Source organism: Sphingopyxis sp. P8, assembly GCF_020622175.1.
GTDB classification, from domain to species: domain Bacteria; phylum Pseudomonadota; class Alphaproteobacteria; order Sphingomonadales; family Sphingomonadaceae; genus Sphingopyxis; species Sphingopyxis jiangsuensis.
In genome coordinates, this window is sequence record NZ_JACNMK010000001.1 from 1,046,940 (window position 1) to 1,073,115 (window position 26,176).

The 26,176-nt window shown below is 68.2% G+C and carries 26 protein-coding genes and 1 tRNA gene; 4 read left to right on the forward strand and 23 right to left on the reverse strand.

What is annotated here, in order from left to right:
* Position 1 precedes the first annotated feature (1 nt).
* Genes H7692_RS05110 through H7692_RS05120 form a run of 3 tightly spaced genes read right to left on the reverse strand, consistent with a single transcriptional unit; the run spans position 2 to position 1,292 of the window.
* Positions 2-544 carry an RNA polymerase sigma factor gene (locus H7692_RS05110; protein ID WP_201926426.1) on the reverse strand — a complete coding sequence of 181 codons (543 nt, stop codon included), beginning with the start codon at positions 542-544 and terminating at the stop codon, positions 2-4.
* A gap of 41 nt (positions 545-585) precedes the next feature.
* Positions 586-1,023, reverse strand: coding sequence for a periplasmic heavy metal sensor (locus H7692_RS05115; RefSeq protein WP_201926427.1), 438 nt, complete (start codon positions 1,021-1,023; stop codon positions 586-588).
* Positions 1,020-1,292, reverse strand: a complete 273-nt coding sequence (locus H7692_RS05120; protein ID WP_222135736.1) for a hypothetical protein — start codon at positions 1,290-1,292, stop codon at positions 1,020-1,022. Before H7692_RS05120 ends, H7692_RS05115 begins: the two co-directional genes overlap by 4 nt.
* Positions 1,293-1,431: 139 nt before the next feature.
* Here H7692_RS05120 and copC point away from each other — a divergent pair, with 139 nt between their 5' ends.
* Together copC and copD are read left to right on the forward strand one after the other, a co-directional pair.
* Entirely contained in the window at positions 1,432-1,815 is a 384-nt protein-coding gene (gene copC, locus H7692_RS05125; protein ID WP_222135735.1) for a copper homeostasis periplasmic binding protein CopC, read from the forward strand.
* 4 nt (positions 1,816-1,819) lie between these two features.
* Complete coding sequence (gene copD / locus H7692_RS05130; protein ID WP_222135734.1) at positions 1,820-2,785, forward strand: copper homeostasis membrane protein CopD; 966 nt, start codon at positions 1,820-1,822, stop codon at positions 2,783-2,785.
* 422 nt (positions 2,786-3,207) lie between these two features.
* Here the strand turns inward: copD and H7692_RS05135 are convergent, their stop codons facing one another.
* From H7692_RS05135 to H7692_RS05230, 20 genes are all read right to left on the reverse strand, one after another.
* Positions 3,208-4,452: a tyrosine-type recombinase/integrase gene (locus tag H7692_RS05135; protein ID WP_227339863.1), complete on the reverse strand. Its 1,245-nt coding sequence runs from the start codon at positions 4,450-4,452 to the stop codon at positions 3,208-3,210.
* 163 nt (positions 4,453-4,615) lie between these two features.
* Positions 4,616-4,691 (reverse strand) — tRNA-Phe (locus H7692_RS05140).
* 95 nt (positions 4,692-4,786) lie between these two features.
* On the reverse strand, positions 4,787-4,978 hold the full coding sequence (locus tag H7692_RS05145; RefSeq protein WP_201926466.1) for a DNA gyrase inhibitor YacG: 192 nt from the start codon (positions 4,976-4,978) through the stop codon (positions 4,787-4,789).
* Positions 4,968-5,954, reverse strand: coding sequence for a ribonuclease E/G (locus tag H7692_RS05150; protein WP_227339864.1), 987 nt, complete (start codon positions 5,952-5,954; stop codon positions 4,968-4,970). Before H7692_RS05150 ends, H7692_RS05145 begins: the two co-directional genes overlap by 11 nt.
* Positions 5,947-6,549 carry a Maf family protein gene (locus tag H7692_RS05155; RefSeq protein ID WP_413541441.1) on the reverse strand — a complete coding sequence of 201 codons (603 nt, stop codon included), beginning with the start codon at positions 6,547-6,549 and terminating at the stop codon, positions 5,947-5,949. The genes H7692_RS05150 and H7692_RS05155 overlap by 8 nt, the downstream gene beginning before the upstream one ends.
* A complete protein-coding gene (gene infA / locus H7692_RS05160; RefSeq protein ID WP_003049127.1) occupies positions 6,549-6,767 on the reverse strand; it encodes a translation initiation factor IF-1 in 219 nt (72 codons plus the stop codon). The genes H7692_RS05155 and infA overlap by 1 nt, the downstream gene beginning before the upstream one ends.
* An 83-nt stretch (positions 6,768-6,850) precedes the next feature.
* A complete protein-coding gene (locus H7692_RS05165) occupies positions 6,851-7,717 on the reverse strand; it encodes a cupin-like domain-containing protein (protein WP_227339866.1) in 867 nt (288 codons plus the stop codon).
* Positions 7,714-8,901 carry a GNAT family N-acetyltransferase gene (locus H7692_RS05170; RefSeq protein WP_227339867.1) on the reverse strand — a complete coding sequence of 396 codons (1,188 nt, stop codon included), beginning with the start codon at positions 8,899-8,901 and terminating at the stop codon, positions 7,714-7,716. Before H7692_RS05170 ends, H7692_RS05165 begins: the two co-directional genes overlap by 4 nt.
* A gap of 66 nt (positions 8,902-8,967) precedes the next feature.
* The gene (locus tag H7692_RS05175; protein ID WP_227339868.1) at positions 8,968-10,863 is read right to left on the reverse strand and encodes an XrtA/PEP-CTERM system amidotransferase; all 1,896 of its coding nucleotides are present in this window, start codon (positions 10,861-10,863) and stop codon (positions 8,968-8,970) included.
* Between the two features lie 12 nt (positions 10,864-10,875).
* Positions 10,876-12,393 carry an exosortase A gene (xrtA, locus tag H7692_RS05180; RefSeq protein WP_227339869.1) on the reverse strand — a complete coding sequence of 506 codons (1,518 nt, stop codon included), beginning with the start codon at positions 12,391-12,393 and terminating at the stop codon, positions 10,876-10,878.
* Positions 12,390-13,595, reverse strand: coding sequence for a TIGR03087 family PEP-CTERM/XrtA system glycosyltransferase (locus tag H7692_RS05185; protein ID WP_227339870.1), 1,206 nt, complete (start codon positions 13,593-13,595; stop codon positions 12,390-12,392). Before H7692_RS05185 ends, xrtA begins: the two co-directional genes overlap by 4 nt.
* Before the next feature lie 130 nt (positions 13,596-13,725).
* Entirely contained in the window at positions 13,726-14,754 is a 1,029-nt protein-coding gene (locus H7692_RS05190) for a FemAB family XrtA/PEP-CTERM system-associated protein (protein WP_227339871.1), read from the reverse strand.
* Between the two features lie 89 nt (positions 14,755-14,843).
* Positions 14,844-15,704, reverse strand: coding sequence for an XrtA system polysaccharide deacetylase (locus H7692_RS05195; protein WP_222135726.1), 861 nt, complete (start codon positions 15,702-15,704; stop codon positions 14,844-14,846).
* 41 nt (positions 15,705-15,745) lie between these two features.
* Complete coding sequence (locus H7692_RS05200) at positions 15,746-16,879, reverse strand: XrtA/PEP-CTERM system-associated ATPase (RefSeq protein WP_222135725.1); 1,134 nt, start codon at positions 16,877-16,879, stop codon at positions 15,746-15,748.
* A 16-nt stretch (positions 16,880-16,895) separates the two neighbouring features.
* A complete protein-coding gene (locus tag H7692_RS05205; RefSeq protein ID WP_222135724.1) occupies positions 16,896-18,611 on the reverse strand; it encodes a hypothetical protein in 1,716 nt (571 codons plus the stop codon).
* Positions 18,608-19,639 (reverse strand): AAA family ATPase, encoded by a 1,032-nt coding sequence (locus tag H7692_RS05210; RefSeq protein WP_201926485.1) that lies wholly within the window; start codon positions 19,637-19,639, stop codon positions 18,608-18,610. The genes H7692_RS05205 and H7692_RS05210 overlap by 4 nt, the downstream gene beginning before the upstream one ends.
* Before the next feature lie 10 nt (positions 19,640-19,649).
* Entirely contained in the window at positions 19,650-21,194 is a 1,545-nt protein-coding gene (locus H7692_RS05215; protein WP_222135723.1) for an XrtA system polysaccharide chain length determinant, read from the reverse strand.
* Positions 21,195-21,225: 31 nt separating this feature from the next.
* Entirely contained in the window at positions 21,226-21,882 is a 657-nt protein-coding gene (locus H7692_RS05220) for an XrtA/PEP-CTERM system exopolysaccharide export protein (RefSeq protein ID WP_227339872.1), read from the reverse strand.
* A gap of 178 nt (positions 21,883-22,060) precedes the next feature.
* Positions 22,061-23,290, reverse strand: coding sequence for a pyridoxal-dependent decarboxylase, exosortase A system-associated (locus H7692_RS05225; RefSeq protein ID WP_227339873.1), 1,230 nt, complete (start codon positions 23,288-23,290; stop codon positions 22,061-22,063).
* Positions 23,287-24,816: an acyl-CoA ligase (AMP-forming), exosortase A system-associated gene (locus H7692_RS05230; protein ID WP_227339874.1), complete on the reverse strand. Its 1,530-nt coding sequence runs from the start codon at positions 24,814-24,816 to the stop codon at positions 23,287-23,289. Before H7692_RS05230 ends, H7692_RS05225 begins: the two co-directional genes overlap by 4 nt.
* Before the next feature lie 36 nt (positions 24,817-24,852).
* On the opposite strand from H7692_RS05230, the gene H7692_RS05235 reads away from it, so the two are divergent.
* Positions 24,853-25,854, forward strand: coding sequence for a GNAT family N-acetyltransferase (locus tag H7692_RS05235; protein ID WP_227339875.1), 1,002 nt, complete (start codon positions 24,853-24,855; stop codon positions 25,852-25,854).
* An 8-nt stretch (positions 25,855-25,862) separates the two neighbouring features.
* Complete coding sequence (locus H7692_RS05240) at positions 25,863-26,117, forward strand: acyl carrier protein (RefSeq protein ID WP_201927318.1); 255 nt, start codon at positions 25,863-25,865, stop codon at positions 26,115-26,117.
* Positions 26,118-26,176: the final 59 nt, after the last annotated feature.

A 26,176-nucleotide genomic window follows, 5' to 3' on the forward strand; every position in this document is an offset into this window, starting at 1 on the left:
ATCACGCATCGCTATCCGCAGTTTCGTCCCCGCCAAGCAATTGCCTGAGCTTGCTCCGCGCCCGGTAGAGGCGCGTTTCCACGGTCTTTTCGCTGACCTGCAAAATTGCCGCCGTCTCGGCCTGGGTCGCCTCTTCGATACCCCGCAGGACAAGGACTTCGCGCAGCTTCTGCGGCAGTTCGGCAATGGCGCCGCGAACGCGTTCGAGCTCCAAGCGGGCGTCGGCCTCCATATCGGGGGCGGGCACATCGCTCGCGATATGATGCGCCTCGTCGAGCGGAAACGCCCACGAGAAGAAAGCGCGCACCTTGCGCCTGCGCGCCCAATCGCGGCATTTGTTGATGGCGATCGTCGAAATCCAGACTCGAAAGGGGCGGTCGCCGTCGTAGCGGTCGAGCGCCGCGAAGCCCGACACAAAAGTTTCCTGCGTCAGGTCGAGCGCCTCGTCGGCGTCGCCCGTATGCCGCGCGATAAGCTGATAGACCGGTGCCTTGTATCGTCGGAGAAGTTCGCGGTGGGCGTCGTCACGGCCCGTCCGCGCCATCGCCGCCAGGTCCCGATCGCTCCTTTGCGCCAGGTCCGGACTCACCGCGCATCGGCGGTCAGCGCTTTGACCACGCTCTCGTCAAACTCCTGCGCCTGTTCGCGATTGAGAACCGCGCGCATCTCGAAAAGATGTTCGAGCGTTTCCTTCTGCAGCGTTCCCATGACATCATGCGTATGATCGATCGCTTCGGTCACACGCGGACCATAGCCCTGCTCGGCCTCGATCGCCTTGGCGAGCCGAATGTTCGAAGCGCGCATTTCCTGCTCGAGCGCATGGCGGCGCACCGCGAAATCCGCTTCGATCTTGTCGATCCGCGCCTTTTGCGCGGCCGTCAGCGTGATCCGGTCGTGCAGGACGGCGTGAAGCTCGGTTTCATTGGGATTGGGGGTATCGGCAACGCGCTGACCAAGAAACACTCCGGCGAAACAAGCGGCGAAAGCTACGGCTCCAACAAGGAGCAAGCGGCGCAGATTCATGTTTTAGGCGCCTCGAGCAACGTAGAAGGCGCCAAAGCGCTTGCCGGACCAAAGGGGCTGAGCGGGCTCGCGGCAACCGCCGGCTGCGGAACGGCGCTCCCTGCAACCACGCCCGTACCAAGCGAGAAAAGTGCGACAAGCGCGACCAGGCGGCGCGTCGCCATCGCCTCCTCGCGGCGCAGGGCGAGCGCCGAGAGAATCCGGTCGTCGAGCGTGTCCAGCGCCGTAGGCGCAGCGACCTTGCTCAATAGGCGCAGCTCTTTGTCCATCGCTTGATCTCGTCAAACCTTCCTATCATGTCCATACGCACCGGCAAACGGCATCCCTCGCCATGTCCGCCAAATTGTGCGCAAGGGTTACAGACATCTACCGCGTATTAGAAGGACCGACATGCAATTGGAGATATTAATGTTCCGGAACTTCCTCGCCCCCGCGACCGCCGCGCTTGCGCTGCTTGTCGCGCCAACCGCTGCCTACGCGCACGCAAAGCTTGTCAGCTCGACGCCCGCGGCCAATGCGACGGCAACAAAAGTGACCAAAGTCGAACTCAAGTTCAACGAAAAGCTGGTCGCCTCAACGGTCAAGACCGAGCTCGTGATGACGGGCATGCCGGGAATGACCGACCACCCGCCGATGAAGATCCCCTATACCTCGGCGATGGGGAAAGACGGCAAATCGATGACGCTGATGCTGAAGCGCCCGCTGGTGCCGGGTACCTACAAGGTGAAATGGTCCGCCGCCGGCGCCGATACGCATCGGATGGGCAGCGAGTTCAGCTTCACCGTCAAATAAGGACATGGGCGATCCCATCCTGATCGGCATCCGGTTCGCGCTGTACGCGGACCTGATGCTGATCGCGGGGCTTGCGGCTTTTGCCCTACATGCGCTTGACGCCGACGAACGGCGGAATCCCGTGTTGACCGAACGAATCTGGCGCGCAGAACGATGGCTTTGCGTCGCCGGGCTTGCCGTATCGACGCTCGGCTTTGCGGTTCTCGCAGCGTCGATGTTCGGGGTGGGCATCCTTGATCTTGAAGCAGCGTCGGTCGGCGAGCTGATTGTTCAGACCGATATGGGGGTTGCCTGGCTGGCGAGAAACGCGGCGCTTATGGTGGCGCTCGCCGCCACATTCAGCTTGCGGCAGCGCCCGACAGGTGCGGCCATTGTCGCAGCGACAGCCGGCGCATTTGCGCTCGCAAGCCTTGTATGGACGGGCCATGCCGGCGCCTCCGAAGGAGCTGGCGGATCGTTGCACCGCATAAGTGACATTGTACACATGATCGCAGCCGCCATTTGGGTCGGCGCGATTGCGGGCTTTCTTCTGTGGCTGGCGCCGAGACCCGCTGCACCGGAGTCCCCAAGACTCGAAGTGGCGGGTCGCAGTCTCGAAAGATTTTCGCGAACAGGAACGATCTGCGTGCTCCTTATCGCTGCGACCGGGTTGATCAACACCCAGATGACTATTGGGATCCCGGGTCTTTCGAGCGCGCACGCATCGCCATATGGGCGACTGCTCCTCGCAAAGCTCATTCTCTTCTCGATCATGCTCGCCATCGCAGCAGCCAATCGGTGGCGATTGGTACCGGCACTCAAGCAATTTCAGGGCACCGCGTCGACACTGGGCTCCGCGCGAAGCCTGGCCAGCGAAGTTGCCGCATTGCGCCGAAGCCTGCTTGTCGAAGGTGGTGCTGCACTGACGATACTGGGACTGGTTGCCTGGCTGGGCACGTTGCCGCCTGGAACAGGAAGCAACGGCAACTGACTGCCAGCAATGTCAGGGCAGCAGGACTCGCTACGACCTCGATGCGCGCTCAGAACATCGTCCTGCTGCAACGCCGATCGGGAGCGGCAAGGTTCCGACGGCCAGATCGGCCGCCGCAATTGCTAGGGTCAGGACCCATTAATTACGCGTTCGAGGTTTGAAGCGATTTTGTTCAGTGCGAGGAGGCAAGACGCCGGAATATGTCGATATTTCAAGGCTTGCCGACGAAGCATTGGACAAAATCGGTCAAATCCCGGAGGGACGCCGAAATGGCCTCGATCTCGCGCCCGTGCGGCCTTGCGGGTAGCGATGCTACCCGCTGCACCCGCCCGGACCCGATATCTTCGCCATTTCGACGCCTCGAACGCGTAATTAATGGGTCCTGACCCTAAGTGCGACAGCTCAGAGCTGCCACCGTACCGTCATTGCTCCGCCACAACCCTGCGCGCCGCAAATCGATGAAACCGCCGCCCGGCGACTTTTCCATTGGACCTGAGACTGTCGAGACGGTTCGACCAATAGTCCATCATCTTGACCCGCTCGGCCCAATGCTCGCCACGCACATAAGCCCGCCGCACGTCATTGTCTTCGACATGGCCGAGCTGGCGCTCGATGGCATCGGGATGCCACAGGCCGCACTCATTGAGCAGCGTCGCAGCCATTGCGCGGAACCCATGGGCGGTCATCTCTTCGGGACCGTAACCGAGCCGGCGCAGCGCCGCATTGAGTGTGTTGTCCGACATGGCACGGTCCGCCGATCGCACGCTCGGGAACAGAAGGCTGCCGTCACCGGAGATTGCATCAAGCTGTTCGAACAGGGTGATGACCTGATCTGTCAGCGGCACCTTGTGGGGCCTTCGCATCTTCGTACGCTCCGCCGGAATCGTCCAGACGCCGACCTCGAAGTCGAACTCGCGCCATTCGGCGAGCCGAAGCTCGCCGGGCCTCGTGAACAGATGCGCAGAAAGCTGGAGCGCGATGCGCACGATGACGCTCCCATCATAGCCATCGACGGCGCGAAGCAATGCTCCCACCGCCTTGGGATCGGTGATGGCTGCTCGATGCTTTACCTTGGCTGTGATCAGCGCGCCGCGAAGATCGGCGGCAGGGTCGCGATCGGCGCGCCCCGTTGCGATGGCGTAGCGGAAGAGCGAGCTCAAGGTTCCGCGCAGGCGGTTCGCGGTTTCGTAGCGGCCGCGCGCTTCGACCTTGCGAAGGACCGCGAGAAGGTCGGGCGCGGAAATATCCGACATGAGCCGGCGTCCAAGCGCGGGCCGGACATGGTCGAAGAGCCAGACATTCTTGCCGATGGTGGACTCGCTGCGACCCTTGAGGCGCAGCCGCTCGATATATTCGTCGGCCACCACATCGAAGCTCCCGGCCTGTCGAAGCTGCAGGGCGGCGGCATGCTGGCGTTTGGAAGCGCCGGGGTCCTCGCCGAGGGCGACGAGCCTGCGTGCTTCGTCGCGCTTGTCGCGAGCGACCGCGAGACCGACATCGGGGAAGACCCCGAGCGAGATGGTCTTTCGCTTGCCGGCGAAACGATAGTTGAAACGCCAGTAACGGCTGCCATTGGGCATGACGAGGAGAAAGAGGCCGCGTTCGTCCCAGAGCTTGTACTGATGATCTTTGGGGCGGGCCTGGGCGACGGCTGTTGCACTGAGCATGGCGGTAACTCCTTTCGCGAGCTGACGATAGATACCGCCAAACTGTGCAAAAAGAGGCTGGGATGCAAAGCGACGCCATGGGACGAGGCGCGCGATTAAATCGTTGAAACTGAACGACTTAACGGTCCTTCCGGGATTTTCTGAAACGTCCTGAAAAGGGTCGTGGTGCCCGGGGACGGGATCGAACCGCCGACACTGCGATTTTCAGTCGCATGCTCTACCAACTGAGCTACCCGGGCAAGGCCGCTGCGACCGGTCGGTCGCGCTGGCGAGCGGCGGCTATAGGCAGGGCATTTCATCCTGTCCAGAGGCTTTTCGCACGCTTTTCGACCGGTCAGCTATCGTCGAAGCGATCGTCGTCCGCGGTGCCGTCGGGCGACTGGTCGACGGGCACGCGATAGCCCTCGTCGAACCAGCGGTTGAGGTCGCGGTCGCGGCAGCCGCGGCTGCAAAAGGGCTTGAATTCGTCGGCCCGCGGCTTGCCGCAAAGCGGACAGCTGCGCACGCGCGGGGAGCTATTGGGCATGGCCCGGTCCTTTCATGGCTGCGTCGGCGCGGATCGCAACCGGGCGCCCGGTCCGCCGCTGCAACATGTCGATCCAGTCGGCGCGAGCGCTCAACAGGTCGGCAACGGCCGGGCGCGCCACGAGTTGCAGTCCGCCCGTCCCCGCCGTCCGCTCGGCCACCCGCAGGAGCGCCAGCGCATCGGCCAGCGCCGCATCGAAGCGGATTTGCTCGACCAGCGAAGGCCGCGACCGGCGGCGGATAATCTGCATCAGGCCGAATCCGTTGATCGCCGTGCGCTCGAACGGCTGCGGCAGCTGGGCATCGACCAGCGCGTCGATCTCCTGCCGCTCGGCGCGCCCGGCGAGCGAGGGAAAGTCGATCGCGATCGACCCGCCGATGTCGCAGCAGCGAATCGCCGCGGCCGCCGCAATGGCTCCGGCCCGCGCGAGCGCCAGCGTGTCGCCCGCGCCGTCGATGTCGATCACCGTCATCGCGGGGGTCGAATCGATCCACAGCGCGCCGCCCTCAAAGGGCCAGTGGCCGCGCCGGACCTGGTCGATCAATTCCGACCAGCCTGCTTCTTCGAGCTGGTCGGGATCGCTCGGCCCCAAATCGGCAACGGGCACCCCGTTCGCCGCGATCCGCTCGCGCAGGCTCGCTCCGTCGGTGATCTCCGCCCCCTCGGGCGCAATCCGTGCGCGCGCATGCTTGTCGCGGCCGCGCTCGCGCAGCGCCATGCGGGTGATTTCGACGGTCAGCGCGGCGCCGATCGAGGTCTTGGCTGGAACCGCCGTCAGCGTTGCCACCGGCGCACCGGGAAGGTCGAGCGTCACAAGCGCGCCCTTCCCCGCCTTTTCGCTCAGCCGCGCAGCGACGACCGCGCCGACGCGCGGGCGCTCGTCGTCGCGCTCGATCCGCGCCTCGACGATGCGGCCGTCGTCGACGAGCGCGGCGCGCGCCTCGCCGATCCCGGCCTCGTACAGCCACTCAGCCAAGCGGCACCCCGGCGGCGGAAAGCAGGCTGCGCGTTTCGAACAGCGGCAGGCCGACGACATTCGAATGGCTGCCCGACAGGAAGCGCACGAAAATCTCGGCGCGCCCCTGGATGGCATAGCCGCCCGCCTTGCCCATCCCCTCGCCGCTCGCGACATACCAGTCGATTTCGCTGGCGCTCAGCACCTTGAACGCGACGATCGTGTCGGCAACGCGCACGCGAACCTTGCCCGCGGCATCGACGACGCACACGCCCGACCAGACATGATGCCGCCGCCCCGAAAGCAGCGCGAGCATCCGCCGCAGGTCGGCTTCGTCGCTCGGTTTTTCGAGGATGCGGCGCCCGACCGCGACGGTGGTGTCGCCGGCAAGCACGACCTCGCCCGCCGCGCGCTCGACGGCGCGCGCCTTCGCTTCGGCAAGCCGCGCGACATAGCGACGCGGCAGTTCGCCTTTCAGCGGGCTTTCGTCGATGTCGGGGGCCGCGATGCGCGCGGGTTCGATCCCGATTCGCGCGAGCAGTTCGCGCCGGCGCGGCGATGTCGAAGCGAGTACGAGCGCGGGATGTTCAGGGTTCGAACCCAATGCCGCGCCGATCACTTGAAGCGATAGGTGATCCGACCCTTGGTCAGGTCATAAGGGGTGAGCTCGACGAGCACCTCGTCGCCCACCAATACGCGGATGCGGTTCTTGCGCATCTTTCCGGCCGTGTGGCCCAGAATCTCGTGGTCGTTTTCGAGCCGCACGCGGAACATCGCGTTCGGCAACAGCTCGACCACCTGGCCGCGCATTTCCAGAAGTTCTTCTTTCGCCATCAATCCTCTATGGGCTCAAATTCCGTGGATGCGCGCCCATAGCCGCAATTGCGCGCAATTGAAAGCAATCTGTCACAGCCTCGTTAGGCGACGAGCCGCAGCCGCCGCAACACGCGCCAGCCGAGTGTTTTCGCGCGCGCGTGGCGCGGCCAGCGCGGCGGCATTGCGGGGTCGAATCCCAGCCGGCGCAGCGCCGCATTGGCGGCGTGCGCTTCGGACTCGCGATAGCTCCATTCGCTGCGCCAGGTGATCGACAGCGAGATTGACGGCGCATCGCCGTTGGCGACGAAATGCGGCGCCATCACCGGCATCAGCACCGCATCGCCCGGCGCGAGCGGCACCTGCTGCGCGCCGTCCCGAAAGGCGTCGTCCCACGGCAGGTTGCGGTGGCCGCCGGTGTGATAGCGTTCATGCTCGATCCGATTGGCAAAGCGCTCGTCGCCCGCCGGCCAGACATGCATCACCTTCGTCCCGCGCAGCTGGAGCAGGATGTTATGCTCGGGGTCGAAGTGAAAGGGGGTGATCGACCCCGGCGACGAAATGAAGATAAAGCCCTGCGGCGTCAGCATCGCGCAGGTGCGCGGCGCGACGACGGGCTCGAGTTCGCCGAGCAGGTTCATCAGCAGCGCGCGATACTTGGGCTCGCTCTCGATATTCTTGAGCACCGCCCAGCTCCGGTTCGCGTCGATCGTGCGGATCGTCTCGCCGATCGACAGCCCGTTCGAGGGGATGTCCTCGGGCCGGATGCCGATGGGAATGTCGCCGGGATTATATTCGACCTGCGCCGCGGGCAGGCGTTCGCCGAGCGTCGCGAGCGCCTCGAGCGTCAACAACGGATGATCGCCGAGGCTGTGGCCGAGCCGCCCCGCCTTGACGGGATAAAGCGCGGCCATCGCCGCCAGCGCCTCGTCCGGAAAGACGGGCGCGACGATCGGTTGATGTGCGGTCATGGCTGGTCCCCCTTATCCGCAGCAGCGCCCTTCCAGCGCCGCCATAAATCCTCGGCGCGCGTCAGCGCCGCGAAGCGCCAGCGGTCGGCGCGCCCCGCCAGCGGCGCGTTCACCCACACGAGCCGCCGCCGTTCGCGCCACACGCTGTCGATCATCGGGTGTCCCGGCGCCGCGCAGCTGTCGACCCAGGCGATGCGCGGCTCGGCAAGCAGGTCGAGGTTCGCCTGTTGGAGCAACACACCCGGCGAAAAGCGGGCATAATCCTCGTCGAACGCGGTCTTGAACGAAAAGCCCCCCGGCGGGCAGAGGAAATTGACCAGCATCGCGAGCGGTCGCCCGTCGAGGTCGAGCGCACGCATGTCGAGCTTGCCGGCCTCGGCGGCCGCGCCGACGATCGCGCGGAACCACGCCTCAGTCCCGCCGTCGCACGCCAGCGCCGATCCCGCGCGCCCCTTCCACCCGCGCGCCTCGAGCGCGAGAAAGGCGTCGATCCACGGCCCCGGCGCCTCGTCCGCGCTCCAGCGACGAAAGGCAACCGCGCCCTCCTCGGCGAGCCGGTTTGCCTGCCGCCGCAATTCCTTGCGCTTCTTCGTGCGCACCGCCGCCTCCCAATAGGCCTCGGCGGAGAGGTTGCTTTCGAGCAGCGCGCGCTCCTCGCGGTGTACCGTTCGCGCCGCGCCCCCGCGCTCGTCCGCCGCCGCGACGAGCGCACGGTGGAGCGGCCCGTCCTCGGTCAGTCGCGGGGCATGCAGCATCGTCTGCGCCCAGCGCGCGGCATCGCACCAGCCGAGCAGGATCGACCAGAAGAGCTGCTCGAACCCCGCGCGCACGAGCGGCGTGCCGAGAAAATGATTGGGATGCGCCCAGCCCGTGACGTGGCGAAGCGGCAGCCGTCCGTAGCGCTCGGCGCGCGCGAGCGGCATGACGCCGATCAGCGGCCCCGCGCTGCCGCCCATCACCATCACCAGCCGCGCGCGCCGGTCGGGGTCGAGCAGGTGGAGCGCCGATTGCAGGCACCAGCGTTCGACAAAGGGGTTGGGTTCGCTCGCCTCGGCGGCCAGCGCGTCCCACGCCGCCGCCAGCTCGGGCGACAGCGCCAGCGGATCGACGACGCGCACACAGAGCGGCGCCGCGCCCGACGGCACGGGCACGCCGTCGACGGGAAAGGCAGGATGAACCGTCATCGGCGAGAGGGTAGCCGCGATGGGTTAAGAGGTGGTGCAAGTCGGCGCGAACTTTCGCCCTGCCATTCAAATCCCGAACAGCTTCGCCAGCGATTTTTCGAGCATGAAGAATTGCCAGATCAGCCGTCCGTGATCGCGCCGCCCCGACTGGTGCGCCGCGACGATGCGGTCGATTTCGGCCATGTCGAACCAGCCGGTGCGCGACAGCGTCGCCGAGGTCGCGAGCGCGCGCGCCTGATCGGTCAGCGCGCCTCGGAACCAGTGCGACACCGGCGTCACGAACCCCATCTTGGGGCGATAGAGGATGTCGCGCGGCAGATAGCGCTCCATCGCGCGCTTCATCAGCGCCTTCCCTGTCCCGCCGCGCACGCGCATCGCCGCGGGCAGCGCGGCGGCGAATTCGATCAGCCGATAATCGATCAGCGGCTCGCGCGCCTCGAGGCTGGCGGCCATGCTCGTCCGGTCGGTCTTGGTCAGAATGTCGCCGGGAAGCCAGATCATCAGGTCGGCATATTGCGCGGCGTCGAGCGGCTCGCGCGCGGGCGCCTCGGCCATCGCCTTCCAGTAACGCGCCTCGGCGACATGATCGCCGAGCGCGCGCCGCGCGGCATCGTTGAACAGCCGCGCGCGCTGCGTCGGTCCGGTGACCCCGACCGCCTCGGCATAGCCCTCCGCCCCGCTCTTTGCGAGGCTGGCGAGCGTCGCGCGCGCGCGCAAGGGGCGCGGCGCCCAGTCCATCTGCGGCCAGACCTTCGCGAGCGGTCCGAGCAGCCCGCGGCGCAGCGGCGCCGGGATCATGCGCCGCAGCCGCTCCTCCTGGTGATGGAACACCATCCGGCGATAGCCCGCGAACGCCTCGTCGGCGCCGTCGCCCGACAGCGCGACCGTCACCGTCTCGCGCGCCAGTTCGCACACGCGCCACGTCGGCAGCGCGCTCGCGTCGGCGAAGGGTTCGTCGAACATGTCCGCGATCCGGTCGATCAGCCCGAAATCGCCCGCCGCCACGGTGCGCGTCCTGTGATCGGTCGCAAAACGCTCGGCGATTGCCTGCGCATAGGCGGTCTCGTCGAGCGCCGCCTCGTCGAAACCGATCGTGCAGGTCTTCACGGCTTTCGGGCTCGCCTCGGCCATCAGCGCGACGACGCTGCTCGAATCGACGCCGCCCGACAGAAAGGCGCCGAGCGGCACGTCGGCGACCATCCGGTCGGTCACCGCGGCGCGCATCAGGTGGACCAGATGCTCGGCCGCCTCGCCCTCGCTCGCCTTGATCCGGCGCGAGAAATCGGGCGCCCACCAGCGCGTCGGGGCCGGCACCGGCTTGCCGCGCTCGATCAGCAGATAATGGCCCGCCGCCAGCTTTTCGACGCCCGCGACGATGCTGCTGTCGTCGGGGACATAGCCAAAGGCCAGATAATCCTCGACCGCCGACAGCCGTGCCTCGCAGCGCAGCAGCGGGTGGCGGAGCAACCCCTTGAGTTCGGAGGCAAAGGCAAGCGACCCGTCGGACAGCCGCGCCATATGCAGCGGCTTCACCCCCAGCCGGTCGCGCGCGAGGAACAGGCAGCCGCGCGCCGCATCGTGGAGCGCAAAGGCGAACATGCCGTTGAACCGCGACAGGCACTCGGGGCCCCATTGGCGCCACGCCGCGATGATGACCTCGGTATCGCCGCTCGTCCGAAAACGATGGCCGCGATCCTCAAGCTCGGCGCGCAGCTCGCGGAAATTATAGATTTCGCCGTTATAGCTCAGCGTCACCGCTTCGTCGGCGCTCGCCATCGGCTGCGGGCTGCCCTCGATGTCGATGATCGACAGCCGCAGATGCCCCAGCCCGACCCCCGGCGCGGTCCACACGCCCGACCCGTCGGGGCCGCGATGCCCCATCGGTTCGAGCATCGCGCGAAGCCGCGCGGGATCGACGGGCTTTGCCGTCTCCGGGTGATAAATGCCTGCGATCCCGCACATAGGGCTGTGCTCCTATCGCAGTTTCAGCGCGCGGTCAGCCATTGCCTGCGCTCCGCCCGACGCGGAAACGAAATCGCTTATCGCAGCGGCACCGCCCTGCCCGGCCTCGGCGCTGACGATCAGCGACAGCGCGCGCGGGTCGCCGCTGCCAAGCCGCGCCTTCAGCCCGAGCAGCTTGGCCGTGCGCGCGCTCCCGGTCGCGCGGCCATCGACGACATACCAGGTCGCCGCATCGCGCAGCACCGGTCCCGGGTGGAACAGCCGTTCGGTGCGCGCGCCGCCCACCGGCGCGAGCGCCGCGCTCCACGCCCAGTCGCTCGCCGGATCGACCGCGCCCTGCCCGAAGCCCGCGACCTCGCGCCCCTCGGCCTGCCGTTCGAACCCGCCGATCGCCACGGTGACGACGCGCCCGCGCGCATCGGCAAAATCGCGAAGCACGATCTGGTCGGCGCCGTCGAAGCGCGGTCTCCACGGCGTCGCATCGGCCGCCGCCGCCGACCAGCCCGCAGGCGCCGCGACCGCCATCGTCGCGGGCAACGGCCCCGACCGCCCGCCGATCAACGCCGCCCATCCCGCAAAGGCGAGCGGGATGGCGAGCGCGGCGGGAAGTATATGGCGCGCCGCACCGCTGAACCGCGGGGTTCCTTGAAGCCCCGTCACGTTGACGGCGACGTCGCCCGCGGGCCGGTCGAACCAGCGCCGCGCAACGAGCATGACAATCAGGATGACCAGCCCGAAAAAAATCCAGCCATAGAAGATATGATCGATGCCCCCCGCCGCCTCGATCCCCCAGATGTCGGCGGCGAGCATCGTTCCCCACGCGCGCAGCGCATTGGCCAGGATCGTCGCCGCCAGCGCGGAGAATACGAACAGCGTGCGCCGCCTCCATCCCCGAAAACAGAGATGCGCCGCGAACACCGAATAGGCGAGCATCGCGATCAGGAAATTGACCCCGGCGCACTCCTCGGCGACCTCGAACAGCCCCGCGCGCGTCGTGATGAACACCCCCTCTAGCGCCGCCTCCAGCCCCGCAAGCCGAAGCAGCGCGACGCTGATCGCGGCGGTAAAGGTCTGGAGCAGCGGTACCAGTTCCTCGCCGAACGGCACGAGCAACAGCGCATAGGCAAGCGGGAACAGCAGCGCGCGCACCAGCCTTTCGCCGAGCGCCGCGCCCACCGCGCCCTGGAGCATCAGCACCAGCCCCAGATGCCGGAACAGCGCGACGCTCGCCGCCTCCCCGACCAGCCAGACAAGCCCGCCCCCGGCGAGCCACAGCAGCGCGGGCCACCAGTAAACCGGCGTCAGGCCGCGCAATTGCGGCATCCGCTGCGCGACGAGCCAGCCGATCAGCGGCACCATCAACAGGCAATGGGTGAAGGTCGCGCTGTTCCACCAGATGCCCGCCATGTCGGCTGCATCGCGTGCAAACAGCGCGGCCAGTGCCGTCCACAGCAGCCCCAGCGCGGCGAGGTGCCGCCGCCAGCGCGTCCGCGCCCCCGGCGGCGCGAGTCGAAGCGCGCGCACCGTCATGCCGCCAGCCCGAGCAATTGCGCGAGCGGCGCGAGCTGCGCCTCCCAGCCATAGCGTTCGATCATCCGCGCGCGCGCCGCCGCGCCCATGGCTGCGGCGCGCGCCGGGTCGGCAAAGCATCGCGCGACCGCCGCCGCCATCGCTTCGGCGCCGTCGGCGACGAGCAGATGCTCGCCCGGCGCGGCGTCGATCCCCTCGGCCGCCGCCGCACTCGCGACGACGGGGCGCGCCATCGCCATCGCTTCGAGCAGCTTGTTCTGCACCCCGCGCGCGAGCAGCAGCGGCGCGACGACCACGTCCGCCGCGGCGAGCCACGGGCGCACGTCGGGCACCTCACCCGTCACGCTGATCCCCGCACGCTCGCCCAGCGCGCGCACCGCGTCGGTCGGCGCGCGCCCCACGATGGCAAAGCGTGCCCCCGGATGCGCCGCCTGCACGCGCGGCAGCACCGCCTCCGCAAACCAGCGCACCGCGTCGATATTGGGCCGATAGTCCATCTGCCCCGTAAAGACCGCGAGCGGCGCATCGCCCTCGCGCGCGACCGGCGCCACCGTCGCGGGGTCGAAATGGCCGGTGTCGATCCCGTTCTCGAGCGCGCGGACGCGGTCGGCGCCGAGCCCGCTTTGCGTCCGGAACAGCGCCGCTTCGGCTTCGCTCACGAACAGGCTCGCATCGACCGCGCGCGCGACCTCGGCCTCGAACGCGCCGAGCCGCGCCGCCTCGCGCCGGTGGACCCAGTGCAGCGGCTGGCGCGCGTCCTGCGCGGCATAGGCGGCGAATTTCGCCGAATCGACGTCGACGAAATCCATCACGCGCGGGCCGTCGAAATGCGGCGGCAGATATTGCGCCATCTGGCCCGAAAAGGCGACGATATGGGTGACCGCCCCGCTGGCGAGCAGCCCGTCGACGTGGCGCGCGAGCGCGCAGTTGCGGAACATCCGGTTCGACACCGGCTCGCCGCGCAGCAACGCCTGCGCGAGCGCGACCGGGCGCGAAACGTCGCGAACTTCGATGCACAGGCTCTTGCAAAGCAGCGCCATTTTCGCGCGCGCTACCGCCGCGTCGGCGTCGCTGTCGGCGAGCGCGGCGACATGCACCGGCGCCAGCTTCGCCAGCGCCTCGAACATATGCCAGCTGCGGATGCGGTCGCCGCGGTCGGGCGGCCACGGCGCACGGTGGACGAGGAACAGGATTTCGCTCACCCCCGCCCCCTCCCGTCCTTGCGAGCGAAGCGAAGCAATCTCCAGTCGGCAACCTTGCCCGGCGCCGGAGGCTGGAGATTGCTTCGTCGCCTGCGGCTCCTCGCAATGACGAAAGGTCGTTCCACCCCCATCACCCCAGCCCGCGCGCGATGGCGGGCCCGATGCGGTTCGCGGCCCACAGCGGCAGCTTCTTCCACAGCGCAACCTGCATCCGGTATTTCGCGCTCGTCGGATTGGTGTCGCGCGGCGCCTGCCCCGGCGCGAGCCAGCGCGCATAGGTGAGCGGCTGCGGCGCGAAGCCCCAATTCTTCTTATAGGCGAACGGCCCCGTCCCGACCTTGGAGCGCCCGAAGTCGAAGCGCGTGCTGCCGCGCGCGCGCGCGTGGCGCATCAGCGCGAAATACATCAGCTCGTTCGCGCGCAGCCCCCGCGCCTCGGCCAGCCCGCCGCCCCAATAGGGCATCACCGTCCCGCGCCAGTAAAGGCTGAACACGCTCGCCACCGCGCGCCCGCCGCGGCGCACGGTCAATATGTCGGCGTCCTCCCCGAAAGCGTCCAGCACCGCGTCGAACAGCGCACGCGGAAAGACCGGCGTGCCAAGGTTGCGCACGCTCGTCGCATAGACGCGGTAATGGTCGCGCCGCTCCTCCTCACCGCGCCCCGCCGTCACGGTCAGGTCGCTCGCGAGCGCCTTGCGAACCTCGGCGCGCTGCTTGCGCGGAATGGCGAGCAGTTCGGCATCGTCGCCGTCGGCAAGGTCGCGCGCAAAGCCCGCATAGATGCCCTCCTCGGCGCGCCAGCCCTCGCCGTCGGGCACCGGTCCGCCGCGCAGTTCGACCGCGGGCACGCCGCGCGCGCGCGCGACATCGGCGGCGCTGTCGGCAAGCAGCTCCGCCGCCGCCGCGTCCTGCGCCAACATCCCTCCGCCCACGGCAAAGCCGCTCGAAACCAGCGCGTCGCCGAACAGGAGCGAGCGGATATGGTGCAGCGGCAACAGCCCCCGCACCCGCCCCGCAGCGTCGCGCGACAGGATCGGCTCGAGCCGGTGCCCGGTCGCCGCCGCGACCGCCTCGCACCACGCGCGGCTGTGAAAGGGCGTCGCATCGGGATGCGCGGCGACGAATTCGTCCCACGCCGCGTCCGCCTGCGGCGCGGCCATTGAATGCACTGCCGCGTCCGCTTGCGGCGCGGCCATTGGAAGCACTGCCGCGTCCGCCTGCGGCGCGGGCACCGGATGCGGCGCCGCGTTCACGCCGCCGCGCGCCACGGCTCGGCGCGCTGCTGCTGCGCGGCGATCAGCGCATCGGCGCGCGTCCATTCGAAATCGCCGACGAGCCGGCGGAGCTTGCCCGCCATCGCGCCAAGCCCGCTGTAATGGCGCAGCTTCGAACGCAGCGACGCTCCTGCAACGCGCGGCTGGCCGGGGTCGACCTCCCATGGGTGGAAATAGAGGATCGCCGGATGCCCTTCGGCGTTCATCCGTTCGATCGCCCAATGGGTGAAGCGATAGGGCAGCAGCCGCATGAAGCCGCCCCCGCCCGCGGCCAGCGTCCGCCCCGCGACGCGCGCGGTCGTCACCGGCCATTCGACGAGGTCGCTGTCGGCGAGCGGTCGCCACGCGTGGCGCGGGCTCTGCGGCCAGCCATAATGGTCGTGGACGACCGGCGCGACGCTCGACGAATAGGCATAGCCCTGCTCGGCGAGCACGGCATGCGCCCACGGCGTGCGCCCGTCGACCGAAAAGCTCGGCGCGCGATAGCCGCGGATACCCACGCCGCCCAGATCCTCGAGGATCGCCTGCGTCTTCGACAGGTCGGCGGCAAATTCTTCGGCGGTCATCGTGAATATGCGGCGATGGTCATAGCCGTGGCTCGCCAGCTCGTGCCCCGCCGCGACGATCCGCCGCACGAGTGCCGGATAGCGTTCGGCGATCCAGCCCAGCGTGAAAAAGGTCGCCTTGACCCCCGCCGCGTCGAAAATCTGCAGCACCGTCTCGCAATTGGCCTCGACCCGGCAATCGAGCCGCGGCCAGTCGGCGCGGTCGATCACGCCTTCAAAGGCGCCGACCTGGAACCAGTCCTCGACATCGACCGACAGGCCGTTCTGCATCACTCGTCACCTTCGTCGCCCTTTACCCTGATCGCAAAGCGTCAGGCCGCCCACACTTTCGACTTGGCGGGGTTGGGGGCATTTTCGGGATCGCGCTCGACCCATTCGATCAACAGGTCGAGCACGCGGCGCAACGCCTCGTCCTGCTCGACAAGCCGCGATTCGAGTTCGGCGATCTGCCGCTGCAATGCTTCGACCTGTTCGGTATCGACCGTGGGCGGCGCGGGGGCTTCCGTGGCCGGCGCGGGCTCGGACGGGGTTGGCGCAGCAAAGGGCGGCGGCGTTTCGGGCGCAATCGCGGCCTGCGCCTCGGCGACGATCGCCTCGACCGGCGCGGGGGCCAGCGTCGTTTCGTCGACGCCGCGATCGGCCTCGATCTCGGCGATCACCGCGCGGACGTGCTGCGCCGTGATGCGATTGAGTTCCTCGACCGCGCCATAGAGCAGCAGGCGGCTGACGAGGACGTTGAGCTTGCGCGGCACGCCTTCGCTATAGTCGAAAATCTGCTCGAAACTGTCGGGGCTGAAGCTCGGGTTGCCCGACCAGCCGACCTTGCCCAGCCGGTGCAGGATATAGGGCTCGACCTCCTCGGGCTCCATCGGGTCGAGGTGGTGCGTCGCGATGACGCGCTGGCGCAATTGCTCGAGCGTCGGGGTGTGGAACAGCGTCTGGCGAAACTCGGGCTGGCCGAGCAGGAAAATCTGCAGCAGCGAATGACCGCCGAGCTGGAAATTCGACAGCATGCGCAGCTCTTCGAGCGCCGAGATCGGCAGGTTCTGCCCCTCGTCGACGATCAGCAGCGTCCGCCGCCCCGCGCGCGCCTGCTCGCGCAGATATTGCTCCATCGCGCGCAGCAGTTCGGCCTTGCTCTCGCCTTCCCACTCGATGCCGAATTGTTCGGCGACCAGCCGCAACAGGTCGTCGCCCTCGACCTGCGTCGAAACGAGCTTGATCGCGGTCAGCCGGTTGGGGTCGATCGTGTTCATCAGATGGCCGACGAGCGTGGTCTTGCCCGCGCCGATGTCGCCGGTGATGACGATGAACCCCTCCCCCTGCGCGAGGCCATAGCCAAGGTAGGACATCGCCTTGCGATGCGTCCCGCTCTCGAAATAGAAAGCGGGATCGGGGGTGAGCTGGAACGGGCGTCCCGAAAAGCCGTAAAATTGATCGTACATCGCGTGTTCCCCGGGATCAGAAGTTGTACCGCAGGCCGACCAGCGCAGAGCCGATCAGCTGGCTGTTGAAGCCGTCCTGGTCGAAAGCGGTCAGGCTCGCCGCGGCGGTGCCGGTCAGGCTGCGCCAGAAACGGCGTGCATAGGCGGCCGACAGGCCCGCCGACTGCACATCGCCCGCGCCCGGCGCGCCATTGTCGAAATAGTTGAGATAGCCGGTCAGGTTGATGTCGGAATCGGCGTCGATCCGGCGCCCCGCCGACAGGAAGAGATAATAGCTTTCGTCGATCACGCCGTTGAGGCTCGCGATCGGCGAGGTCGCGGGAACGAGCAGGCGGCGGCGGTCGTACCCGATACCGACGCCATAATTCCATCCCGCATAGCGCGACGACAGCACCGCCTGGACGCCGCGATTGCGGAACTGCGCTCCGGTTGCGCTGCCGAGCTGCGGCGTCAGGCAATTGCCCCCCTGCGGCCCGAAGACGCAGCTGTTCAAAGCGCCATCGACCGGGTTGCGCGACGCGTCGAACTGCGTCGGCAAGGCAGCGAGCCCGCTCGACAGCCCGCGGCCGACGCTCGACAGCCCGTCATAGACGCCGACCTGCACGACCGTCGCATGGTCGGCGCGATAGAAGAAGCTGCCGGTATAGATGGTGTCGCCATAGCGTCGCCCGACGCGCGCGGTGGCGGAGGTGCGGCGGCTCGGCTGCCACATCACGCCCGCGTCCCAGATCAGCCCGTCGGTGTCGAACGACAGCAGGCGCGGGCTCGCGGGATCGGTGACGAAGCGGCCGCTGCCGTCGCGCACCGGAAAGCCGCTTCCGTCGAGCAGCGGCGCGCGCTCGCTGATCTCGATATCCTCATAACCCACGCCGCCGAGCAGCGCGAGCGTCGGGCCCACCGGCACGGTGACGTCGGCGCGCGCATATTTGCCCTCGTAACGCTGGTCGAGCTGGCTCGTATCCTCGCGCTCATAGCCGGCCGACAATTGCCAGCCGAACGGCAGGTCGCCGGGACGCTGGCCGACGCTGCCCCACGCGACATGGTTCGTCGACGAATCGAACAGGCCCTGCGACGTCGCCCCGCCGGGAAGCAGCGCGGGCGTTTCGACATCGGCCTTGCTGTAACCGAAACGATAGCCCGCGCCGACGTCGAGCCCGCCGATCCGCCGCGTCAGCGTCGGGCCGGCATAGAGTGAATAGAGATTGGCGACATTGCTCGAATCGGCGTTGACGATGCCATTGTCGGCGCCCGCGACATCGGCGCGCGTGCGCGTCGCAAGCGCTCCGGCCTCGAGGTTCAGCCCGCGCGCCGCCTCGAACCGCCCGCGCAACAGCCCGCTCAATATGTCCTGGTCGCCCAGATTGTTCCAGCCGAACTGGTGCTCGTAACGCACCGTCGCCGCGAGTTCGGCGCGCTGCATGACCACCGCGGCGTCGACGCCGACCGCGACCGTCGTATAGGTCAGCACGTCGCCGCCGTTCTTGAGGTCCGCCGACAGCACCTGCCCGACTTCCAGATAGGGGCTGATGTCGCTCCGCCGCTGGCTGCCGCGCTCGCGGCGGCTGCTCTCGCGCGTCGCGCCTTCGGCCTGCGATGCAGGCCCCGCCTGCGTGCCGCCGCTTCCCGCGCCGGCGTCGCTCGACCATTGCGCGTGGGCGGTCCCTCCGGCGCTTGCCGCCAGCACGGCCGCGAGCGCCGTGGCGGCGCGTGAAATTCCCCGGCAGCGTGTCACGACGCGCCTCCCTGTCCGTAATAGGTTCCGAAACGCCGCCCGCCGGGTGAGTATTTCACCCCGTTGAGCAGCAACTGGATATGCGGGCATCCGCCCATCAGCCCGATCGCGTCGCGCAGCGCGGATTCGAGCGTCTCGTCGGCGCGCACGACCATGATGAGCTGCCCGACGTGCCCCGCGAGCACCGCCGCGGGCGACGCCGCGAGCACCGGCGGCGAATCGAGGATGATGATTCGCCCCGGCGCGCCCTGTTCGAGCTGCGCGAGCAATGTCTCGGTCCGCGCCGAGGCGAGCAATTCGGTGTCGTGCAGATGCTGCGCGCCCGCGGGCATCACCTTCAGCCCCGGAATGTCGGTCTGGATCAGGCAGTCGCCAAGCGCCAGGTGCGGGTCGGCGAGCGCGTCCATCAGCCCCGGACCGTCGGTCAGCCCCAGGGCCTCGATCACGCTCGGCTTGGCGATGTCGGCGTCGATCAGCAGCACGTCGTGATCGGCCTCGACCGCGAGGCTGAGCGCAAGGTTGACCGCAGAGAAAGTCTTGCCCTCGCCGGGGTTCGCCGATGCGATCAGCACCCGGTGCCCGCGCGGCACCACCGGCCGGTTCGCGGTCCCCGAAAAATTGCGGATGATCTCGCGCTTCACGATGCGATATTCCTCGGCGATCCCCGTCACGGGGGCGCCGGGGACGACCATGCCGCGCTCGGCGAGGCGGTCGCGGTCGATGCGCCCGTGACGGTTCGCCCGGATCGCCGGCGCGGCCTTGGCCACCTCGGCCCGCGGCGCCGGGACGGCGGGCGCGGGGTCGGCTTCGACCGCCGGAGCGGGTGCGGCGGGCGCGGGCATGTCCACCTGCGGCGGCGCGGCAGCGTCTTTCGATGCAGCCGCCTTGCGCCGCGCCTTCTTCGGTTCTTCGGGCGGCAGGCTCGACACGTCGATCGTCGGCGCGTTCGCCGCGGGGTCGAGGCCGAACATGTCGGCGGCGCGTTCGAGCAGCGAAGGCTGGCGCTTGACGGGGCGTTGGTCGGTCATTGCATCCCCCTCACGCAACCATGCCGCGCTGGACAAATTCGGCGATCAGCAGCAGCGCATAAAGGCCGACGAGCGCCCCCGCGCCGCTTGCGAGCCAGACGAGCCGCTTCCTGCGCTCGACATGGCGATCGGCGGTCACGACCTCCGTGATCGAGCCGATCACCGGCAGCCCGCTTGCGCGCTCGAGCTTGGCGGCGGTGGCATAGCTCGGGCGCACCTGGCCCAGGGCAAAGGCCCCGGCGACACCCCCGCCGATCCCGGCGAAGAGCACCAGCGACAGGAACAGCGGCCGGTTCGGTGCGGCGGGGCTCGTCGGCTTCGTCGGCGGATCGAGCAGCTCGACCTTGATCGCGTCGGTTTCGGTCTGCACGTCGCCACGCAGCCGCACCTGCTCGCGCTGCGCGAACAGCTTGTCATATTGCGCCTTCAGCGCCGTATATTCGCCGTTGATGCGGTCATATTCGGCGGCGACGCCGGGGTTCTGGATCTGCTGCGCGTTGATCTTGGCAATGTCGCCCATCAGCTGCGTCTTGCGGGCCGAAAGCGCACCGACGGTCGCCTGACGTTCGGCGCGCATCGCGGCGAGCGAGGCATAGGCGGGATTCTGTGCATTGCCGCCGCCACCGCCCGGACCTTCGCGGTCGGCGATCGCCTTCAGCGACGCGATCTGGCTTTTCAGCGCGACAATGTCGGGATGCGCGTCGGTCAGCCCGCGCGCCCGCATCGAAGACAGTTCGGCCTGCGCCCCGGCAAGCTGCTGCCGCGCGACGCCGCTTCCGGTCGCGCCAAGGCCGGGGACGTTGATCGTCGCGGGCGTCGCGGCGAGCTGGCCGTTTGCGGCGGCGAGCGCCGCCTGCGCCGCGACGAGCTGGCTGTCGATCTGGCGAATCTCGGCGCGCGCGGCCTCGACCTGCTGCGCGGGCGATCCCGCGCCGCCGGCCACCAGCCCGACATTCGCCGCCTCGAACGCCGCGCGCCGCGCCTCGACCTCGCGCAGCGCCTGTTCGCGGTCGGCGATCTGCGAATCGAGGAATTTCAGCCCCTCGCGCGCGTTCACCCGCCCCCCGCGCAGCTGGTCGTCGCGGAATACCGTGATCAGGCTGTCGAGCACCGCAGAGGCGAGCTTGGCGTTGTCGGCGTCGGACAGGCTGCCGACACCGATCGACGATGTTATCTCAAAGATATTATCCTGTTGCGGGATGATCTTGATGTTCTTTTGCAGCATTGCGATCGCGCTTGCCTTGTCGCGCTCGCTGGCGCCCGCGGCGACCATCCCGGTCGTCACCGCGACCTTTTCCAGGTTGCGCGCGCTGGTCAGCGTCTCGCGCACCTGGTCGATGCGCTGCGGACGGCCAAAGCCGCCGCCTGCTGCGTCGTCGGGCAATATCTCGTTGATCTCGACGAGCAATCGCGCACGGCTGTCATAACGGTTGGGGATCGACGCGATCGCCAGCCAGCCGAGGATGCAGATCCCCCACGCGACGCCGAGCACGAGCCAGCGCCGCGTCCACACGCTGTGTACCGCCACGCGGAATTCGTCATACAGGCCGTTCATTGTGTCGGTTCAGTCCTTGCCGGGCCGCCGGTCAAAACATGCTTTCGGGGATGATGATGACGTCGCCCGGCTGCAGCCGGACGTTCGCCTTGATGTCGCCGCGCTTGATGAGGTCGTTGAGCCGCAGCGCATATTCCTGTTGCTTGCCGCTGCCCTTGTCGAAGCGTACGAGGCGCGCCTTGTTGCCCGCGGCAAATTCGCCGAGCCCGCCGACGGCGATCATCGCGTCGAGCACGGTCATATTGGCGCGGAATGGGATCGACGCCGGCTTTTCGGTCGCGCCGACGACGCGCACCTGCTGCGAAAATGTGCTGTTGAACGTCGTCACGATCACGCTGACGATCGGGTCGGTGATATATTCGCTGAGCTGGAGCTTGATGTCCTGCTGCAACATCGTCGGTGTCTTGCCGACCGCGGGCATGTCGGTGATCAGCGGCGTCGTGATCCGCCCGTCGGGGCGCACCTGCACCTTGCCGCCCAGCTCGGGGTTGCGCCACACGAAGATCTGCAGTTCGTCGAGCGGCCCGATGATATATCCCTCGCCCGGCCCTTCCTGGTTCTGGACAAAGTTCGCGCTCGGAAGTTGCGGCGCGGTGGTTCCGGCGCCCATGCACCCGGCGAGCGCGGTCGCGGCAACGCCGGAAATCAGGGCCGCACGGGCAGCGCGAAGCGGAGCGGAGGACGTCATCGTGAATTCACCTTTCCGAACGGGCGGAAACCGCCGCCGCAGCCATGCGGGCGGCAGAAGCCTTTGGGTCGGCCTCAGCCTTGTTCGAAAAGGGTGAAAATACCGTTAGTATTCGGCCAGGTTCGGCCCGCACTCGTCGCAATTTGTGCCGTATCGGGACGGATTGCGCTGGCGCCGCTCACACCAGCATTTCGCGCGCCGGGCCCTGCCCCAGAAAGGCCGCGGGGCTCGCGGTTGCGCCATAGGCGCCCGCCTGAAAGATCGCGATGAGGTCGCCGACGTCGGCCCTCGGCAGCGCCACCTGGTCGCCCAGCCGGTCGAGCGGGGTGCAGAGGCACCCGACGACGCTCACCGTCTCGGTCGGCTCGGCGCCAAAGCGGTTCGCGACCGCAATCGGATAGTTGCGGCGGATCACCGTCCCGAAATTGCCGCTCGCCGCAAGCTGGTGATGCAGCCCGCCGTCGGTGACGAGGAAAGTCTCGCCGTGGCTCGTCTTGCGGTCGACGATTCGCGTCAGATAGACCCCCGCCTCGGCGACAAGCCAGCGCCCGAGTTCCATCGCAAAGCGGCTCGTCCCCAGAACCCCGTCGCGCGCGGCAAGCGTTTTGCCGAGCGCCGCCCCGACGGCCTCCGCATCGACCGCCGTATCGCCGGGGAAATAGGGCACGCCCATCCCGCCGCCGATATTGACGAGCGGCGGCGCCGCGCCGATCTCGTTCGCGAGCCGCGCGGCGAGCGCGACCGTCTGCGCCTGCGTTTCGGCAATCGCTGCGGCATCAAGCGCTTGCGATCCCGCGAAAATATGAAAACCTTGCCAGTCGGCGCCCGCTTCGATCACCTGCCGGACGAGCGGCGGGACCGCTTCCGCGTCGACGCCGAAGGGCTTGGCGCCGCCCCCCATCTTCATCCCCGACCCCTTGAGGTCGAAGTCGGGATTGACACGCACGGCAAGCCGCGGCCGCATGTCGAGCCGCTTTGCGATCGACAGCGCGCGTGTCGCTTCGCCCGCCGATTCAAGGTTGATCGTCGCCCCGGCCGTGATCGCGGCTTCCAGCTCGCGGTCGCGCTTTCCGGGGCCGGCAAAGCTGATGTCCGCCGCCGCCATCCCGCTCGCGAGCGCGGCCTTCAGTTCGCCGCCGGAGGCGACGTCGAACCCGTCGACCATCGGCGCGATAAAGGCGAGCAAGGGCGCAAAGGGATTCGCCTTGATCGCATAATGAAGCTGCACGGCGCGCGGCATCGCGGCGCGCCATTCGGCGACGCGCGCGGCGATTTTCGCGCTGTCATAGGCAAAGAGCGGCGTGTCCCCCGCAAGGTCCGCCAGCCGTTCGGCACGGTCGTCGCCGATCAACAGCGTCCCATCGGCATCGGCGCGGTAACCCGCAGGGATCGGTCCATGCGGCTTCATGCCGTCACCTCTTTCTGCCAATCCGCCGCAATCGCCGCGCGGTCGAGCTTGCCATTGGGGTTGCGCGGCAGCGTGTCGCGCCATTCGATATGCTGCGGCTGCATGAAATTGGGCAGCACATGCCGCAGATGCGCGGCGAGCGCCTCGCGATCCGTCCCCTCGCGCCCGCGCACGATCAAGATGATCGCCGCGCCGAGCCGCGCGTCGGGGACGCCAAAGGCGACGCTTTCATGCACCAGCCCCGACGCTGCGGCGGCGTCCTCGATCTCGGTCGGGCTCACGCGGTTCCCCGCGGTCTTGATCATCGCATCGTCGCGCCCGACGAAATAGAGGAGGTGGTTGGCGTCGCGGCGCACCGTATCGCCCGACCACACCGCCGTGCCGCCATATGTCGAAACGCGCGGCGCGGGCCTGAATCGTTCGGCGGTGCGCGCTTCATCGCCCCAATAGCCCTTGGCGACGAGCGGCCCGCAATGGACAAGCTCGCCCGGCTCCTCGTCGGCGGTAATCGTCCCGTCGGCGCGGCACACCAATATTTCGGCATGCGGGATCGCGCGGCCCATCGAGGTCGGATGGTGGGCGACGAATTTCGGGGCGAGATAGGTCGATCGGAACGCCTCCGTCAGCCCATACATCGGATAGATGTCGGCCGCTGGAAATGTCGCGCGCATCGCGTCGATCAGCGCGGGCGTCAGCGCGCCGCCGCTGTTGGTCAGGCGTTTGAGATGCGCCGCGGCGTCGGCGGGCCAGTCGCTCTCTGCAAGCTGCACCCACAATGGCGGCACCCCCGCAAGCGTCGTCGCGCGATGCTTCGCGACCGCCTTTACGACGTCGCGCGGCGTCAGATAGTCGAGCGGCGCGACCGCCGCGCCCGCATACCAGCTCGAAAGCAGCTGGTTCTGCCCATAATCGAAAGCGAAGGGCAGCACCGCGAGCACGCGGTCGTCGCGCGCAATCTCAAGGTAGGACGCGACGCTCTCCGCCCCCAGCCACAGGTTCGCGTGGCTCAGCATCACGCCCTTGGGCCGCCCCGTCGACCCGCTCGTGTACAGAATCGCCGCCAGATCGTCGGGCATCGCGTCCGAAGGCGGCAGGCCCGGCGCATCGGAATCGATCGCCGCCTCCGCCGCCGCCAGTTCCTCGACCGCGCACGCCGCCGGTCGCAGCGCGCCGAGCGTGTCGGCACGCGCGCCGTTGGTGATCAGCAGCCTCGCGCCGCTGTCTTCCAATATATGCAGCACCTGCGGCGCTTTCAGCAGCGGGTTGACCGGCACATGGATCAGCCCCGCGCGCGCCGCGGCGAGCGGCATCAGGCAGGCGAGCCGCGTCTTCGCGCTCCAGCTCGCAACGCGCTCGCCCGGCCCGCCCGCGCGCTCGAGCAGCCAGGCCGCGAGCCGGCCGACCCCGGCCTCGAGCGCGGCATAATCCATCGCGCCGCCGGGCAGCAGCAGCGCAGGCGCATCGGGCGCGCCGCAGAGCGCGAGATGGTCGAGCGGACGCGAGGGCGGATCGGTTGGCATGGTCATCGGCTGTTAGGAGCTTTGGTGATAGAGGCGGCGATCATGGAAGGGAACGGTGAAGATCGGGCTAATGATAAAGCGGCGGCGCAGGGCGCGCGCGCCGCGGGCTTTGCCTCGCCCTTCGACCAGCCGCACTGGTTCGACCTCCTCGCCGCGCACGGATTTGCGGGCGAATGCCGTCACGACGCGCTCGGATCGGCGGCGAACAGCGTCGCCGTCCTCCCGCTCCGCCGCGACAAGCCGGGCCATTATGCGGCCCTCACCTGCTGGTACAGTTTCGCGATCCGTCCGCTCTACAGCGGCCCCGGCGACCGCGCCGCGGCGCTGCGCGACCTTTTCGTCCGTCTCCGCGCGCAGGCGGCGACGCTGACGCTCTATCCCGTCCCCGACGCCGAACAGGCCGGCATCGTCGCCGCGATGAGGGCCGCCGGCTGGTGGGTTCGCGCGTCACGCGCGGGCGACCGCCACTGGCTCGACCTTTCCGAACTCGACCATGACGGCTGGTGGGCGACGCGCCCCGGCGCGCTTCGCAGCACGGTGCAGCGCAAGGCGAAAAAGGGCGTGGTCGACATCCAGCTTCTGGACCGTTTCGATCCGGGAAGCTGGGTCGCCTATGAAGCCGTCTATGCCGCAAGCTGGAAGCCCGAGGAGGGCCACCCCGCGCTGCTCCGCGCCTTTGCCGAGGCCGAAAGCGCGCGCGGCACCTTTCGCATGGGGCTCGCGCGTATCGACGGCGCCGCCGTCGCGGCGCAGTTCTGGACGGTCGAGGACGGCACCGCCTTCATCCACAAGCTCGCGCATGTCGAGGACAGCCAAAAGGCGTCGCCCGGCACCTTGCTCTCCGCGGCGCTCTTTCGCCACGCGATCGAGGTCGACCGCGTGTGCCGCGTCGATTTCGGCACCGGCAACGACGCCTACAAGCGCGACTGGATGAACCGGCACGAGCCCTTGTGGCGCATCGAGGCTTTCAATCGCGCGCGCATCGCGGCATGGGGACCGGCGATCCGGGCGTTCGCCCGCACCTTGCTGGGGAAAGAAGCGTGACCGAAAGCATGACCGTCGATTCCACCCTGCGCGCGCTGCTCGCCGATGTGCTCGGCCTTGGCGAAGATCGCGCCGCAACGCTCGCCGCCGACAGCGGCCTGTTCGGCGAGCTTCCCGAATTCGATTCGATGGCGGTTGCGACCGTGCTCACCGAGATGGAAGACCGGCTCGGCATCGTCATCGACGACGACGAGGTCGACGGCGAAATCTTCGAAACCTATGGCAGCCTGCTCACCTTCGCGACGCGCAAGGTGGCTGGGTGAGGCTGTGCGCCGCTCAAGCGCCCCGTTACCATCCCGTCATCCCGGACGGGGTGCATTGA